This window comes from Streptomyces hawaiiensis, assembly GCF_004803895.1.
GTDB classification, from domain to species: domain Bacteria; phylum Actinomycetota; class Actinomycetes; order Streptomycetales; family Streptomycetaceae; genus Streptomyces; species Streptomyces hawaiiensis.
Genome location: NZ_CP021978.1, coordinates 5,414,511 through 5,429,315, shown reverse-complemented (window position 1 = coordinate 5,429,315; position 14,805 = coordinate 5,414,511). Strand labels below are relative to the sequence as shown.

Below are 14,805 nucleotides of genomic sequence, written 5' to 3'. Positions count from 1 at the left end.
CCGGTGGACCGTACCCGGCCGGGCCCGACCGACACACCAAGCCGGCGCGGCCCCAATCCCCGCTCCCGGAGGAAACTTCCGTGCCGGCTGGAACGCTGTACCGCGGCCGGGAAGGAATGTGGTCCTGGGTGGCTCATCGAGTCACCGGCGTCCTCATCTTCTTCTTCCTGTTCGTTCACGTGCTGGACACCGCACTCGTCCGTGTGTCGCCCGAGGCCTACGACACCGTCGTGGCCACGTACAAGACGCCGATCGTCGCGCTTTTGGAGTACGGCCTCGTCGCCGCCATCCTCTTCCACGCGCTCAACGGCCTGCGCGTCATCGCCGTCGACTTCTGGATCAAGGGCGCCCGCTACCAGAAGCAGATGCTCTGGACCGTCGTCGCCCTGTGGGTCGTGCTGATGCTCGGGGCGATCTACCCCGTCCTCGGCCACGCCGCTCGTGAACTGTTCGGGAGCTGACGCCAATGTCCACGACTGAGAAGACCGCTGCCGGCGTCGGCCCCGTCGAGGGCGGCGCCGTCTACACCGTCGACAACCCGGCGCCCTTCATCGAGGCTCCGCGCCAGCGCACCAGGAAGTCCCCGAAGAGCACCGGGGGCAACTTCGAGCTGGCGGCCTGGCTGTTCATGCGCCTGTCGGGCGTGGTGCTGGTCGTCCTGGTCCTCGGCCACCTGCTGATCCAGCTCGTGCTGGACGGCGGCGTCTCCAAGATCGGCTTCGCCTTCGTGGCGGGCCGCTGGGCGTCCCCGTTCTGGCAGGTCTGGGACCTGCTGATGCTGTGGCTCGCCATGCTGCACGGCGCCAACGGCCTGCGCACGGTCATCAACGACTACGCGGAGCGCGCGAACACCCGGCTGTGGCTCAAGGGCCTGCTCTACACCGCCACGGTGTTCACCATCCTGCTGGGCACGCTGGTGATCTTCACCTTCGACCCGAACATCCGCTAGGCACGGGGCTGCGAGAATCATGAAGATCCACAAGTACGACACCGTCATCGTCGGCGCCGGTGGCGCGGGCATGCGCGCGGCCATCGAGTCCACGAAGCGCAGCCGCACCGCCGTGCTGACCAAGCTGTACCCCACCCGCTCCCACACGGGCGCCGCGCAGGGCGGCATGGCCGCCGCGCTCGCCAACGTGGAGGAGGACAACTGGGAGTGGCACACCTTCGACACGGTCAAGGGCGGTGACTACCTGGTCGACCAGGACGCCGCCGAGATCCTGGCGAAGGAGGCCATCGACTCCGTCCTCGACCTGGAGAAGATGGGCCTGCCGTTCAACCGCACGCCGAACGGCACGATCGACCAGCGCCGCTTCGGCGGTCACAGCCGCAACCACGGCGAGGCCCCGGTCCGCCGCTCCTGCTACGCGGCCGACCGCACCGGCCACATGATCCTCCAGACGCTGTACCAGAACTGCGTCAAGGAGGGCGTGGAGTTCTACAACGAGTTCTACGTCCTGGACCAGCTGATCACCGAGGTCGACGGCGTCAAGAAGTCGGCCGGTGTCGTGGCGTACGAGCTGGCGACCGGTGAGATCCACGTCTTCCAGGCGAAGTCCGTGGTCTACGCGTCCGGCGGCTGCGGCAAGTTCTTCAAGGTGACGTCGAACGCGCACACGCTGACGGGTGACGGCCAGGCGGCTGTCTACCGCCGCGGTCTGCCGCTGGAGGACATGGAGTTCTTCCAGTTCCACCCGACCGGCATCTGGCGCATGGGCATCCTGCTGACGGAGGGCGCCCGCGGTGAGGGCGGCATCCTCCGCAACAAGGACGGCGAGCGCTTCATGGAGAAGTACGCGCCGGTGATGAAGGACCTGGCGTCGCGTGACGTCGTGTCCCGCTCCATCTACACGGAGATCCGTGAGGGCCGCGGCTGCGGTCCCGAGGGCGACCACGTCTACCTCGACCTCACCCACCTCCCGCCGGAGCAGCTGGACGCGAAGCTGCCCGACATCACGGAGTTCGCCCGCACCTACCTCGGCATCGAGCCCTACACGGACCCGATCCCGATCCAGCCCACCGCGCACTACGCCATGGGCGGCATCCCGACGAACGTCGAGGGTGAGGTCCTGGCGGACAACACCACGGTCGTCCCCGGTCTGTACGCGGCCGGCGAGGTCGCCTGCGTGTCCGTGCACGGCGCCAACCGCCTCGGCACGAACTCGCTGCTGGACATCAACGTCTTCGGCAAGCGCGCGGGCATCGCCGCCGCGGAGTACGCGCAGAACGCGGACTTCGTCGAGCTGCCGGAGAACCCGGCCGAGCTCGTGATCGAGCAGGTGGAGCGGCTGCGCGACGCCACCGGCACCGAGCGGGTGGCGGAGCTGCGGCGTGAGCTGCAGGACACGATGGACGCCAACGTCATGGTGTTCCGCACCGAGCAGACGATCAAGACGGCGGTCGAGAAGATCGCGGAGCTGCGCGAGCGCTACCGGAACGTGTCGATCCAGGACAAGGGCAAGCGGTTCAACACGGACCTGCTGGAGGCCGTCGAGCTGGGCAACCTGCTCGACCTCGCCGAGGTCATGGCCGTCTCCGCGCTCGCCCGCAAGGAGTCCCGCGGCGGTCACTACCGCGAGGACTACCCGAACCGCGACGACGTCAACTTCATGCGGCACACCATGGCGTACCGCGAGGTCGGCGCCGACGGCTCCGAAACCGTCCGTCTCGACTACAAGCCGGTCGTCCAGACCCGCTACCAGCCGATGGAGCGTAAGTACTGATGGCTACCCCCGTTCTGGACAAGGAAGACGCGGCCGGCAAGCCCGAGCCCGGCTTCGCCGACTCCCCCTACATCACGGTCACCTTCCGGGTCCGCCGCTTCAACCCCGAGATCGCGGCGGAGGCCACCTGGGAGGACTTCCAGGTGGAGATCGACCCGAAGGAGCGCGTTCTCGACGCCCTCCACAAGATCAAGTGGGAGCTCGACGGCACACTCACGTTCCGCCGCTCCTGCGCGCACGGCATCTGCGGTTCGGACGCCATGCGGATCAACGGCAAGAACCGTCTTGCCTGCAAGACGCTGATCAAGGACATCAACCCGGAGAAGCCGATCACGGTCGAGGCCATAAAGGGCCTGACGGTCCTGAAGGACCTCGTGGTCGACATGGAGCCGTTCTTCCAGGCGTACCGCGACGTCATGCCCTTCCTCATCACGAAGGACACGAACGAGCCCACGCGTGAGCGTCTCCAGACCGCCGAGGACCGCGAGCGCTTCGACGACACCACGAAGTGCATCCTCTGCGCGGCCTGCACGACGTCGTGCCCGGTCTTCTGGAACGACGGCCAGTACTTCGGCCCGGCCGCCATCGTCAACGCGCACCGCTTCATCTTCGACTCGCGTGACGAGGCCGGCGAGCAGCGCCTGGAGATCCTCAACGACCGCGACGGCGTGTGGCGCTGCCGCACGACCTTCAACTGCACGGACGCCTGCCCGCGCGGCATCGAGGTCACGAAGGCGATCGCCGAGGTGAAGCGGGCGCTGATCACGCGCCGCTACTGAGATCGATCGCTTGCGCTCGAGGGCCCTGTTTCCGCTGGAGACGGGGCCCTCTGGCATATGCCACACCATCGGGTGAACGCAGCGGGACGGGCCGCCCGGAGGTCGTCCGGCCTACGATGATGCTCTCGACACCAGCCACGGGAGGCACCCTGATGTCCGCTGCAGCCGTCGAGCGGCCTTACGGAAGGCGTCCGCTGATCGCGGAGGCCAACCGGCTCATGGAGCGCAACCCTGGCTACCGAGTCGAGATCATCGGAGGCCAGATCCTCGTGTCCCCACCCCCTGACGGCGCGCACGCGGTGGCCCTGACCGACCTCATGCTGCCCTTCATGGAAGCGGGCCTCCATGGGCCGGAATCGAAGCTCGTTCAGGGCATCGGCCTCTGGCTGCCGACCGGTACGGAGGACTACGCGATCCCGGACCTGTCCCTCGTGGACGCCGATTACCGGGACCACCTCATCGAGAACAACTGCTACGACCCCGTCTGCTTCCGCCTGGTCCTGGAGGTCACCTCCAGCAACTACCGGTCGGACCTGCGCACCAAGGTCACCGCGTACGCGGAGGCGAAGGTCCCCGTGTATGTCATCGTCGATCGCAAGCACCAGCGCCTGCATGTCCTCACCGAACCCGCCGGGGACTCCTACGAGAAACACCGTCCGCATGCCCCCGGCGAACTCGTCACGCTCCCCGACACCGTCGGCGCCGAAGTCACCCTGGACGTCGCCGCGATCCTGGAGGCGGGCCGGTCGGGCTCGGACGACTGACACTCACAACTGGCTCAGGATCGAAGGGTCCGTGATCTTCGTGTCCGCCGCCAGCATCATCGCCTTGCTGAGGATGACCGACAGCATGCGGTCGCCCTCGTAGGGGAGGTAGCCCGTCCCGGGGGTTGCCGGGGCGGACTTCGGGACGATGCAGAGGTACTGGTCGTTCGGGGTCATGAGGATGTTGCCCGAGCCCAGGTGGATCTTGTAGGTGTGGCGGTCGCCGCGGACGTGGAGGAAGCGGCCCTCCAGGGTGCAGCGGTCGGCTGTCGCCAGACGCGGGACCAGGCGTTCCAGCAGGAGCCTGCGGGTCTCGGCGCTCTGGTTCAGCTCGCCGAAGCCGTACGACGTCCAGTACTCCCGGAAGCGGCTGCCTGGGCCGCCGTCCTGCCAGGTCGGGTCGTTGCCGATGCTGGAGACGCCGACGAACAGGTCGACGTCGCGCAGGACTTCGGAGAGGACCAGGGGCGGGATGTCCTCCAGGGGGATGGGGGCGACGGGGTCCTGGCCGTCACGGAGCCACATGGCGTACTCGCCGCCGTAGCGGTGGGCCGAGTTCTGCGGGGCGTCGATCGGGGCAGCCGTTCTTCGGCGATCTCCAGCTCCCAGGCCGTGCGCCGCTCCCCCGCCGTCGTCTCGTCGACGAACGTCACGATTCCCATGCCGACGACCGTACGAGCCACCACTGACAATCACCCCGCGACCACCGTGTTGAACATGTTCAAAAGTAGGTCTACAGTCTTCCTCGACAGCGTTTTGAACGTGTTCAAGAAGGGTGGGGCTATGGACCGCACGGTCATCTCCTACGTCATCTACCTGCTGGTCAGCATCGGTCTGACCATCTGGGTGGCCCGCACGCTCAGCCGGAACGGCAGGGTCTTCCTCGCCGACGTGCTGCACGGCAACGAGAAGCTCGCCGAGGCCGTCAACCACCTCCTGGTGGTCGGCTTCTACCTCGTCAACCTCGGGTTCGTCGCGCTGTACCTGAGCGACGACGAGACCATCACCGACGCCCGCGGCATCTTCGAGGCCCTGTCGACCAAGCTCGGTGTGGTGCTGCTGGTGCTCGGCGTGATGCACCTGGCCAACGTCTACGTGCTCAACCGGATCCGGCGCCGGGGCGCGATGGAACGGGAGCAGGTGCCGCCGGTGCCGCCGCAGGGCTGGGTCGCCCCCACGGCGCAGGCCTGAGCGGAGACCGTCATGAACGCACCCGCACCGGTCCGCCGGCTCACCGTCCTGTACGACGCCGAGTGCTCCCTGTGCGCGTTCCTGCGCGACTGGCTCCTGCGGCAGCCGCAACTGGTGCCGCTGGAGCCGGTCCCGGCCGGCTCCGAGGAGGCCCGGCGGCGCTTCCCCGCCCTCGACCACGGCGCCACCCTCGACGAGATCACCGTCGTCGGCGACGCCGGACAGGTCTACCGGGGCCCCGCCGCCTGGGTGGTCACCCTGTGGGCGCTGCGCGAGCACCGGCCGCTCGCCCACCGGCTGAGCACCCCGTCCGGCGCCCGGCTCGCCAAGGGCGCGGTGCTCGCCGCCGCCAAGTGGCGCGGGGCGCAGTGGCACCGGGGGCAGCGCGGCGGGGCGCAGTGGGGCGGACGGGTGTACCGGCGGGCGGACGGCTGGTCGTACGCCCCCGGCAGCGGCTGGAGCTACACCGCGCCGGGCTGCGCCGACGGCACCTGTGCCCCCCGGTAGCCGCACTCCTGCTGACGTTAGGCTCTCTTCCCGTGCCCGCGAAGAACGACGGCCCCGACGACGGCGCCACCCCCACCAAGTCCGAGCAGACCCGCGCCCTGATCCTGGAGACGGCCATGCGGCTGTTCCAGGAGCACGGCTACGACAAGACGACGATGCGGGCCATCGCCAAGGAGGCCGGGGTCTCCGTCGGCAACGCCTACTACTACTTCGCGGGCAAGGAGCACCTGATCCAGGGCTTCTACGACCGTATCGCCGCCGAGCACCAGGTGGCGGTCCGGGAGATCCTGGACCGGGAGAGCGAGTTGGAGGCCCGTCTGGCGGGGGTGCTGCGGGCCTGGCTGGACATCGCCGCGCCCTACCACGAGTTCGCGGTGCAGTTCTTCAAGAACGCCGCCGACCCGGACAGCCCGCTCAGCCCCTTCTCGCCCGAGTCGGAGCACGCGCGCGAGGAGGCCATCAGCGTCCACCGGGAGGTGCTCGCCGGGGCCACCAAGACCAAGGTGCCCGAGGAACTGCGGGACGCCCTGCCCGAGTTGATGTGGCTGTCCCAGATGGGGCTCGTCCTGTACTGGATCTTCGACCGCACCGAGGGGCGCGAACGCAGCTACCGGCTCGCCGAGCGCGGTGCCCGGCTCACCGCGCGGGGCGTGGCCCTGGCCCGCTTCCGGGTGCTGCGGCCGCTCGTACGGGAGGTGCACGACCTGTTCACGGAGTTCCTGCCGGGGATGACGAACGCCGTCCCGGATCCGGCGGCCCGGCGGCGCACCGGCTCCTGAGCCGTGGCCGGGCGGGCCGTCAGAGCGCGGTGAGGCTCCACAGGCGGAACACGCCCGTGCCGTCCGCCAGGTACTGGCCGCCGCCGACGTCCTCGGTGGTGACGACGTACTCCTTGGCCTGCCACAGCGGCAGCACCGGGACGTCCTGCGCGACGGTCTGCTGCACCGAGCGGAAGTCCTGGTCGGCCTCGGTCCGCTCGGCGTAGCGCCGGCTGTCCTTGATGAGCCGGTCGACGGTCTTGCTGCTGTAGCCGGTGTTCATGGCGCTGCCGGTGCCGACGAGCGCGGCGCCGAAGGTGTCCGGGTCGGGGAAGTCGGCGACCCAGCCGACGGCGTACGCGTCGAGCTTGCCGCTCGCCCACTGCTTCTGGAAGGCGGTCCACTCGTAGCCCTTGAGGGTGACCTGGAACAGGCCGCTCGCCTCCAGTTCCTTCTTGAGCTCGGCCGCTTCCTGCTTGCCGGCGCCGCGGCCCTCGGCGTAGCCGTAGGTGAAGTGCACCGGCAGGCTCACGCCGGCCTGGGTGAGCAGCTGCCGGGCCTTCTTGGGGTCCTGCTTGGGGTAGTCGTCGAAGAACGAGGCGGTGTGCCCGGTGAGACCGGCCGGGATCAGGGAGTACAGGGGGTCGACGGTGCCGTCGTAGACGGTGGCGGCCAGCCGCTCGCGGTCGATCAGCCAGGCCATGGCCTGCCGGACCTTCGGGTCGTGCAGCGGCTTGCCCGCGCGGGTGTTGAAGTACAGGTTCCGGGTCTCGGAGCCGTCCGCCTCGTACACGCGCTGGCTGGGGTCGCTCGGGTTGAGGCCGGCGAGGACGCCGGGGGCAGCTGGTCGGTCGCGACCTCGACCTGCCGGTCCTTCCAGGCGGTGTCCAGGGCCTCGGGGGTGGCGTAGTAGCGCAGTTCGACGGGCCGGGCGGCGCCGCCGCTGACGGCGCCCCGGTAGTGCCGGCTGGGCGCGAGGACCGCGTCGTGGTCCTTTGTGTACGAGGTGAGGGTGTACGGGCCCGTGCCGTCGACGCCGTCGTCGGTGCGCAGCTTGCCGGCCGGGTACGCGGTGCGGTCGACAATCGAGCCGGCGCCGGTGGCCACTTTGAAGGGGAACGTCGCGTCCGGCGAGGTCAGGTGGAAGGTGACGGTCATGCCCTCGGCGTCCACGGAACCGAGCGTGCCGAGCAGGGACGCCGGGCCGACCGGGGACTTGATCTTCAGGATCCGGTCGAAGGAGTACTTCACGTCCTCGGCGTTCATCGCCCGGCCGCTCGGGAAGGTGAGGCCGTCGCGCAGCTCGCAGCGGTACGTGGTGAGGTCGCCGTGGGCGAACGCGCAGGTCTTCGCCGCGTCCGGCACGGGGGCGGTGCCGCCCGGCGCGAAGGTCAGCAGTGACTGGAAGACGTTGCTGAACAGCGCCCAGGAGCCCGCGTCGTAGGCACCGGCCGGGTCGAGCGAGGTGACGCCGTCCGTCGTGCCGACCGTGATGGTCTTCCCGTCGCCCTTCGACGGCAGGAACTGCCAGGCGCCCACGCCCGCGGCGGCCAGGACCAGCAGCCCCGCGAGTATCCGTATGCGAACCGATCGCATCGGCTCTGCCCTCCCCAGGCCCTTTGAGACCCGTTGGGGCCCTTGTGTGTATGCCACACCCCTTCGTGGCGGGCTCACCCAATCACAGGATTTTGAGCAGGGGGAAGGGAGATCTGATGAGTTGGGAAAGAACTTACCAATGGGCGTTTCGGTGCGGTTTCACAGCACTCTCACAGGAGGTGCGCTGCTGTCAGGCCTGCTTCGACGCGAGCTCGATCAGGGTGATGTCCGACGGTGCGCCCACGCGGGTGGGCGGGCCCCAGGCGCCGGCGCCGCGCGAGACGTAGAGCTGGGTGTCGCCGTACCGGTCCAGGCCCGCGACGGTGGGGTTGGCGCCGGCGGCGATGAGGTTGCCGGGCCAGAGCTGGCCGCCGTGGGTGTGGCCGGAGAGCTGGAGGTCGACGCCGTGCTCGACGGCGTCGTGGATCTGGACCGGCTGGTGGGCGAGCAGCACGCATGCGCGTGCGGTGTCCCGGTCGCCGAGCGCCTTCGCGAAGTCGGGGCCCTGGCCCTCGTCCTCGCCCGCGACGTCGTTGACGCCGGCGAGGTCGAAGTACGGCATCTCCCTGCGCGCGTTCTCCAGGGGGTTCAGGCCCAGGCGGCGGACCTCCTCGACCCACTGTCCGGCGCCGGAGAAGTACTCGTGGTTGCCGGTGACGAAGTAGGACCCGTGACGGGCCCTCAGCTGGGCGAGCGGGGCCGCTGCGGGGCCGAGGTCCTTCACACTGCCGTCGACCAGGTCGCCGACGACCGCGATCAGGTCGGGCTGGGTGGAGTTGATCGTGTCGACGACCTTCTGCGCGAAGCCGCGTCCCAGGACCGGGCCGAGGTGCACGTCACTGACCACGGCGATCCGATACCCGTGCGCGGCCCGCGGCAGCTTGGCCAGCGGCACGGTGACCCGCTTGACCTTCGGCCCGCGCAGCACACCGTACGTCCCGTACCCGACGGTCCCCACGGCAGCGGCCGCGGCGGCCCCGGCGACGACCCGTGAGACGAAGAGACGGCGAGAGGGCCCGGTGGGGCCGGCGGCGGACCGCGGGGAGCCCTCGGGGGCGCCTGGCGCGGGGTCGGCCTGCGGGCCGGGGGCGGTCGCGGAGCCGGTCGTGCTACGGCTGGGGGCGGGCTGCGAGGCGGGTGCGGGTGCGTGGGTCACGCCGCCGCCGTTCGCCTGCGGCGCGGAGGGCGCGGCCGTGAGCGCACCTGCGCCGTGGTCGGGCTGGGGCGGGGCCGCGGGTGCCTGGGGCGCGTCGCTGGCCGGCTGTGGGGCTGCCGCCGTCGCGGCGGCTGCAGTCGCCCCACCGGCGCCGCCCGACTGCGAGGCGGTCGCGGGCGCGGGGGTCGTGCCGGTGTTGTCCGCCGGCCGCGTGGCCGTCGGGGCCGCGGTGCCGCTGCCGTTCCTCTGGGGGTCGGTCGCGGGAGTACGGCCCACGGGTGAGCCGGGTACCGTGGCTGCGGCGGCGCCGGGCCTGGAGGTCGCAGCCGGCTCCCCGGTGGTCGGCGCCGGGCCGGGTCGCGGGGCCCCGTTCGTGCGTCTCGCGCGGTGTTCGAGGAAGCGGTGCAGGAGTGGTCGGATGACCTCCCCGGCCACCACCGCCAGCAGCAGGTATATCGACAGGGCCAGCCACAGGAAGCCCGGCCACGCGAGGACCTGCTGGAGCCAGAAGGGGGCGCCCGAGCGTTCGGCGACCAGGGCCCCGATCGCCAGGGCCCAGCCGCCGGCGATCAGGACCGCGCCCGCGCGGCGGGTGAGGCCCGGGCCGCGGGTCGTGTCGCGGAACAGGCGACGCCACACGTACCAGTTGGCCGTCACGACGACGGCCAGGACCAGCACTGCGACGAGTACGAAAACGATGACCACGGTGTCGTGTCTCCCGATCGCGGCTATGACGTCCGGCGCAGTGCGCGCAGACCACGCAACCCGATGGCCCCGACAGCCGTCCCCAATACGAAGGAAACGACGGCGAGCAGCAGGTGCACCCAGAAGTAGGCCGTGGGACGACCGTCGTCGAAGGCGAGCCCGCTGCCGTCCGCGACCAGGTTCTTGACGAAAGTGATCCAGATGACCCAGCTCCACACCCCGAAGGCGAGCAGGAACCAGGAGACGGGGCGGCTGAGCTTCACAGAATCAGACCTTTCATCACAGCGCCGGGCTCCCGGGGCCGGCCGGGGGTCCGGGGGTTGTCCCCCGGATGAGCACAGCATGAGACCAGTATCGCCAGGGCCTGTCCGGTTCCGTTCGCGGGGTGGGGCCGGAGACGGGACTTCCCCCCGTACGGCATGTACGTTTCCGACCGTGTCCGCTCCGAAGAAGACCACTGGGCGATCCCTGCTGGTCACCTCCGCCGTCCTGTCGTCCCTCGCCCTGGCCGCTCCCGCCGCCGTCGCCGCCCCCAGCCCCTCGGCAAGTCCTTCGGGCAGCCCGTCGGCCACTCCCCCCGCGTCGATGTCGACCGTGGGCGGCGCCCGGCTCGGCGAGCCGGGAACGCAGGTGAACCTGGCGAGCGGCGTACCGGTGCTGCCGAAGGACGTGAGCGCCCGCTCCTGGATCGTCGCCGACGCCGAGACCGGCGACGTGCTGGCCGCGCACAACGCGCACTGGCGCCTCGCCCCGGCGAGCACGCTGAAGATGCTGTTCGCGGACACGCTCCTGCCGAAGTTTCCGAGGGACGCCAAGCACAAGGTCGCCCCCTCCGACCTGGCGGGCATCGGCTCGGGCTCCAGCATGGTCGGCATAAAGGAGGAGGAGACGTACACGGTCCACGACCTGTGGCTGGGCGTCTTCCTGCGCTCCGGCAACGACGCCGTGCACGTGCTGTCCGCCATGAACAAGGGCGTCGAGAACACCGTCAAGGACATGAACGAGCACGCCGAGGAGCTCCAGGCCCTCGACACGAACGTCGTCAGCCCGGACGGCTACGACGCCGAGGGGCAGGTCTCCTCCGCGTACGACCTGACGCTGATCGCCCGCTCCGGGATGCAGAAGAAGGACTTCCGCGAGTACGCCTCGACGGTCAGCGCCAAGTTCCCCGGGAAGACGAAGAAGGGCAAGAAGGGCAAGCCGGTCCGCGAGTCCTTCGAGATCCAGAACACCAACCGGCTGCTGTCCGGCGACTCCGACGTGCCCGTCTACCAGGGCATCGCGGGCGTCAAGAACGGCAACACCACCAACGCGGGCGCCACCTTCACCGGCGTCGCCGAGCGGGGCGGCAAGGTGCTGCTGGTGACGGTGATGAACCCGGAGAAGCCCGAGCACAACGAGGTCTACAAGGAGACGGCCCGGCTGTTCGACTGGGGCTTCAAGGCGGCCGGGAAGGTGCAGCCGGTCGGCGAGCTGGTGCCGCCCAAGGGCGCCGCGCAGGCCAGTGCCCAGCCCGGCGCGAACCCCTCCGGCGAGGCCGGCGGCTCCGGGGACGGCGGCAGCGGCACGGCCGGGACCGGTTCGAAGCCGGTGGCCAGTGCCCCGGCCGCGGACGGCTCCAGCGGCATCGGGACCGCGCTCGGCATCACGGGCGGGGTGCTGGTGCTGCTCGCGGGCGGCGCGTTCCTGGTCAACCGCCGCTGGCCGCTGCCGGATCTGGTGCGCCGCCGGACTCGCCCGGGCGACGAGGACTGACGCCCGGGAGTTCGTCCTCCTTGCTCTGCGTCGCCGTCCAGGAGGCGCAGAACAGCACCAGCTTCGAGGTGAAGTTGATCCACAGCAGCAGTGCGACGGGCACCCCGAACGCGCCGTACATGCTCTTCGCGGCCACGCCCTGCAGATAGCCGCTGAGCAGCAGCTTCAGCAGTTCGAAGCCGATCGCTCCGGTCAGCGCCGCCACGAACAGGCGGTGGCGCGTCGGCTCGACGCCGGGCAGCAGGGTCAGGACGTAGAGCAGGAGCAGGAAGTTGGCGAGGACGGCGATCAGGAACGCGGCGATGTGCAGCAGGACCCCGCTCCAGCCGCCCTCGTCGATGCCGAGTCCCCGGGTGATCCAGCCGATCATCGCGGAGGCGACGGCGGAGGCGGCGATGGTGACGAGGAGCGCGCCGCCGAGGCCGATCAGGACACCCGCGTCCTTGCCGTAGCGCAGAACGGGGTTCTCCTCCTCGTCGGACAGCTCCCACACCGCCCGCAGACACTCGCGCATCGAGCCGGCCCAGCTGACGCCGGTGAAGAACAGCAGGGCGCCCGCGATGAGTCCGATCGTGCCGGCGTTGTCCACCAGGCCGGCGATGTCCAGCTGGTCGGAGATGCCGGGGACCTGCTCGGCGAGCTTGTCCCGCAGCTTTTCCTCCTGCTCCGTGCTGAGCGTGGCGGCGGCGATGGTGGCGGACACCGTCAGCAGCGGGAACAGCGCGACGAAACTCCTGAAGGTCATCGCGGCGGCCAGCCGCGTCCAGTTCACGCGGTCCAGCCGCTCGTACGACCGCCACGCGTGCGTGATCATCAGCCGCTCCGCCCACGGCCCGATCAACGGGAGCTTTTTCAGCCAGTCCATGATCCGACTCTGCCCTCCGCCCGGAACACCCATGTACGGGTACCCCAGAACCGCAGGACTGTGGCCAGCGCCATACCGATGACCGCCCCGGAGACGGTGTCCGCGCGCTGCGAGGTGAGGCCGAGGCCGTAGTGGCTGACGGCCAGGCAGAGCAGTTGTACGGCGGCTCCGGCGAGATTCACCGCGAAGAACACGGCGCAGGGGCGCAGGCCCGGTGCGCGCGTGGTCCGGTAGGTGCCGAGGGCGTTGCCCGCGTAGGCGACCGTGCAGGCGGCCAGGAAGGACAGGGACTTGGCGGTGAGCGGGTCGAGTCCGGCGGGGCCGCGCAGGCCGGTGAACAGGGCGAGGTCGACGGCGTAGGCGAGGAGACCGACGGTGGCGAAGCCGATCAGCTCCCGGCGGCACGGGAGCGTGGGGCTCCGCCACGCGCGCGTGGTCACCAGTTCGCCACTGCCAGGCCGTACATCGCCACCCACGCCACGCCGATGAGGGCGAGCGCGCGGTCGCGCAGGACGACGTCCTCGGGTTCGCCGGCCGTGCCGCGGTCGGCGAAGACGGCGTACCGCAGGATCGCCAGGATGAAGGCCACCATGGACAGTTGGCGCCAGGGCAGCACGCTGGTGTGCGGGACGCCGCCCTCCTCCATGGCCCACAGGCAGTAGCCGAGGACGGCGACTCCGGCCGCGAGCTGCCAGACGAAGCGGAGGTAGCCGGTGGTGTACTCGGTGAGCAACGCGCGGGTGGCGCCGGCCTTTCCGGCCATCTGGACGGCTTCGGAGTAGCGCTTGGCCGACACCATGAACAGGGCGCCGAAGCCGGTGGTGATCAGGAACCAGCGCGACAGCGGGATGCCGAGGGCCAATCCGCCGATCACGGCCCGCATGAGGAAGCCGGTCGTGACGACGGCGAGGTCGACGACGAGGACGTGCTTGAGGCTGATGCAGTAGGCCAGTTGCATGGCCAGGTAGGCGGTCAGGAGGGCGGCGACGGTGGGGCCGCACAGCCAGGCCGCGGCGGTGGGCGCGAGGACGCCGAGGCAGCCGCCGACGGCGTAGGCGACGGGCACCGGGACCTGCCCGGCGGCGACCGGGCGGTGCCGCTTGACGGGGTGGGCGCGGTCGGCGTCGGCGTCGCGGGCGTCGTTGACGAGGTAGACGGCGGCGGCGCAGGCGGTGAAGAGGGCGAAGACCAGGGCGAGTTGGATCAGGGCGTGACGGGAGAAGAGCTCGCCGGCGGCGGCCGGGGCGGCGATGACGAGGACGTTCTTGATCCATTGCTTGGGGCGCGCGGTCCTGAGGAGACCGGTCAGGAGGCCGCCCTCGCGGGGTGGCGCGGGCCGCTCCCGGGGGGTGCGCTGCCGCAGGACGGCCGTCTCAGTCATGGCGGGCGCCTCCCCGCATCCAGCGGGCGCCCAGCCGGGCCGTGAGGGCGCCGAGGGCCGCGCCGGCGGCGACGTCGGAGGGGTAGTGGACGCCGGCCACGAGGCGCGAGACGCACACGGCGGCGGCGAGCGGCGGGACCGCGTGTGCGCCCAGGGCGCCGAAGGCGACGGCGGCGGCGGCCGCGGAGGTGGCGTGCGAGCTGGGGAAGGAGTGCCGGCCGGCGGTGCGCACCAGGGGCTCGACGTGTGCGGGGCGCGGTCGGCGCACGATCCGTTTCACTCCCATGCTGACGAGGTGCGCCGCGGCGGTGAGGGCCGTGCCCCGCAGCCAGGCGCCGCGTCGCCCGCCGTCGACGGCGGCTCCGGCGAGCCCCGCCGCCAGCCACAGCGCCGCGTGCTCCCCCGCCCAGGACAGGGCACGCGCGGCGCCGGCCACACGCGGGTCGGTGCCGCACTCCCTGAGCGCCGAAACGATCCGGTGGTCCATGTCGTGCAGGTCGTCGAGGTCGTCCATGTGGACTCACTGTTCACGCCCGTCAGGCCTGAACTCCGGCAATATTGAGCGACATCCCATTAATCACCCATTTCGGGGAGGGATGCCATGTTCTCGAACTAATAGCCCACA

General features: G+C 70.5%; 15 protein-coding genes and 2 pseudogenes. 9 read left to right on the top strand and 8 right to left on the bottom strand.

Annotation, left to right across the window (positions count from 1 at the left end; all coding sequences use genetic code 11):
* Window positions 1–80 precede the first annotated feature (80 nt).
* From sdhC to CEB94_RS25155, 5 genes are all read left to right on the top strand, one after another.
* Window positions 81–461 (top strand): succinate dehydrogenase, cytochrome b556 subunit, encoded by a 381-nt coding sequence (gene sdhC / locus CEB94_RS25175; RefSeq protein ID WP_031107855.1) that lies wholly within the window; start codon window positions 81–83, stop codon window positions 459–461.
* A gap of 5 nt (window positions 462–466) precedes the next feature.
* Window positions 467–949: a succinate dehydrogenase hydrophobic membrane anchor subunit gene (locus CEB94_RS25170; protein WP_175434354.1), complete on the top strand. Its 483-nt coding sequence runs from the start codon at window positions 467–469 to the stop codon at window positions 947–949.
* A gap of 19 nt (window positions 950–968) precedes the next feature.
* Entirely contained in the window at window positions 969–2,723 is a 1,755-nt protein-coding gene (gene sdhA, locus CEB94_RS25165) for a succinate dehydrogenase flavoprotein subunit (RefSeq protein WP_175434353.1), read from the top strand.
* Window positions 2,723–3,502 carry a succinate dehydrogenase iron-sulfur subunit gene (locus tag CEB94_RS25160; protein ID WP_175434352.1) on the top strand — a complete coding sequence of 260 codons (780 nt, stop codon included), beginning with the start codon at window positions 2,723–2,725 and terminating at the stop codon, window positions 3,500–3,502. Before sdhA ends, CEB94_RS25160 begins: the two co-directional genes overlap by 1 nt.
* Before the next feature lie 152 nt (window positions 3,503–3,654).
* A complete protein-coding gene (locus CEB94_RS25155) occupies window positions 3,655–4,266 on the top strand; it encodes a Uma2 family endonuclease (protein ID WP_175434351.1) in 612 nt (203 codons plus the stop codon).
* A 3-nt stretch (window positions 4,267–4,269) separates the two neighbouring features.
* On the opposite strand, the pseudogene CEB94_RS25150 reads toward CEB94_RS25155, so the two are convergent.
* Window positions 4,270–4,842 (bottom strand): annotated as a pseudogene (locus CEB94_RS25150) (DUF7737 domain-containing protein); the annotation flags it as partial.
* Between the two features lie 207 nt (window positions 4,843–5,049).
* On the opposite strand from CEB94_RS25150, the gene CEB94_RS25145 reads away from it, so the two are divergent.
* The 3 genes from CEB94_RS25145 to CEB94_RS25135 are packed head-to-tail and all read left to right on the top strand — an operon-like array spanning window position 5,050 to window position 6,743.
* The gene (locus CEB94_RS25145) at window positions 5,050–5,457 is read left to right on the top strand and encodes a hypothetical protein (RefSeq protein ID WP_175434350.1); all 408 of its coding nucleotides are present in this window, start codon (window positions 5,050–5,052) and stop codon (window positions 5,455–5,457) included.
* A gap of 12 nt (window positions 5,458–5,469) precedes the next feature.
* Window positions 5,470–5,964, top strand: a complete 495-nt coding sequence (locus CEB94_RS25140) for a thiol-disulfide oxidoreductase DCC family protein (protein WP_175434349.1) — start codon at window positions 5,470–5,472, stop codon at window positions 5,962–5,964.
* Between the two features lie 32 nt (window positions 5,965–5,996).
* Entirely contained in the window at window positions 5,997–6,743 is a 747-nt protein-coding gene (locus tag CEB94_RS25135; protein WP_175434348.1) for a TetR/AcrR family transcriptional regulator, read from the top strand.
* Between the two features lie 19 nt (window positions 6,744–6,762).
* Here CEB94_RS25135 and CEB94_RS25130 read toward each other — a convergent pair.
* The 3 genes and pseudogenes from CEB94_RS25130 to CEB94_RS25120 form a co-directional block, all read right to left on the bottom strand.
* Window positions 6,763–8,318: pseudogene (locus CEB94_RS25130) on the bottom strand (ABC transporter substrate-binding protein).
* Between the two features lie 190 nt (window positions 8,319–8,508).
* The gene (locus CEB94_RS25125) at window positions 8,509–10,179 is read right to left on the bottom strand and encodes a metallophosphoesterase (protein ID WP_175434347.1); all 1,671 of its coding nucleotides are present in this window, start codon (window positions 10,177–10,179) and stop codon (window positions 8,509–8,511) included.
* A gap of 23 nt (window positions 10,180–10,202) precedes the next feature.
* Window positions 10,203–10,442 carry an SCO4848 family membrane protein gene (locus CEB94_RS25120; protein ID WP_030842131.1) on the bottom strand — a complete coding sequence of 80 codons (240 nt, stop codon included), beginning with the start codon at window positions 10,440–10,442 and terminating at the stop codon, window positions 10,203–10,205.
* A gap of 172 nt (window positions 10,443–10,614) precedes the next feature.
* Between CEB94_RS25120 and CEB94_RS25115 the strand changes: the two genes are divergently transcribed.
* The gene (locus CEB94_RS25115; RefSeq protein WP_246111910.1) at window positions 10,615–11,934 is read left to right on the top strand and encodes a D-alanyl-D-alanine carboxypeptidase family protein; all 1,320 of its coding nucleotides are present in this window, start codon (window positions 10,615–10,617) and stop codon (window positions 11,932–11,934) included.
* On the opposite strand, the gene CEB94_RS25110 is transcribed toward CEB94_RS25115, so the two are convergent.
* The 4 genes from CEB94_RS25110 to CEB94_RS25095 are packed head-to-tail and all read right to left on the bottom strand — an operon-like array spanning window position 11,870 to window position 14,694.
* Entirely contained in the window at window positions 11,870–12,799 is a 930-nt protein-coding gene (locus tag CEB94_RS25110) for a YihY/virulence factor BrkB family protein (protein ID WP_175434345.1), read from the bottom strand. The genes CEB94_RS25115 and CEB94_RS25110 overlap by 65 nt on opposite strands.
* On the bottom strand, window positions 12,787–13,239 hold the full coding sequence (locus CEB94_RS25105) for a GtrA family protein (RefSeq protein ID WP_175434344.1): 453 nt from the start codon (window positions 13,237–13,239) through the stop codon (window positions 12,787–12,789). The genes CEB94_RS25110 and CEB94_RS25105 overlap by 13 nt, the downstream gene beginning before the upstream one ends.
* Window positions 13,236–14,180, bottom strand: a complete 945-nt coding sequence (locus tag CEB94_RS25100; RefSeq protein ID WP_175434343.1) for a decaprenyl-phosphate phosphoribosyltransferase — start codon at window positions 14,178–14,180, stop codon at window positions 13,236–13,238. Before CEB94_RS25100 ends, CEB94_RS25105 begins: the two co-directional genes overlap by 4 nt.
* Window positions 14,173–14,694: a phosphatase PAP2 family protein gene (locus CEB94_RS25095; protein ID WP_175434342.1), complete on the bottom strand. Its 522-nt coding sequence runs from the start codon at window positions 14,692–14,694 to the stop codon at window positions 14,173–14,175. Before CEB94_RS25095 ends, CEB94_RS25100 begins: the two co-directional genes overlap by 8 nt.
* Window positions 14,695–14,805: the final 111 nt, after the last annotated feature.

Coding starts and splice junctions, on each gene's coding strand:
- CEB94_RS25170 (WP_175434354.1), top strand. CDS start 467: ATGTCCACGACTGAGAAGACCGCTGCCGGCGTCGGCCCCGTCGAGGGC.
- sdhA (WP_175434353.1), top strand. CDS start 969: ATGAAGATCCACAAGTACGACACCGTCATCGTCGGCGCCGGTGGCGCG.
- CEB94_RS25160 (WP_175434352.1), top strand. CDS start 2,723: ATGGCTACCCCCGTTCTGGACAAGGAAGACGCGGCCGGCAAGCCCGAG.
- CEB94_RS25155 (WP_175434351.1), top strand. CDS start 3,655: ATGTCCGCTGCAGCCGTCGAGCGGCCTTACGGAAGGCGTCCGCTGATC.
- CEB94_RS25145 (WP_175434350.1), top strand. CDS start 5,050: ATGGACCGCACGGTCATCTCCTACGTCATCTACCTGCTGGTCAGCATC.
- CEB94_RS25140 (WP_175434349.1), top strand. CDS start 5,470: ATGAACGCACCCGCACCGGTCCGCCGGCTCACCGTCCTGTACGACGCC.
- CEB94_RS25110 (WP_175434345.1), bottom strand. CDS start 12,799: ATGGACTGGCTGAAAAAGCTCCCGTTGATCGGGCCGTGGGCGGAGCGG.
- CEB94_RS25100 (WP_175434343.1), bottom strand. CDS start 14,180: ATGACTGAGACGGCCGTCCTGCGGCAGCGCACCCCCCGGGAGCGGCCC.
- CEB94_RS25095 (WP_175434342.1), bottom strand. CDS start 14,694: ATGGACGACCTCGACGACCTGCACGACATGGACCACCGGATCGTTTCG.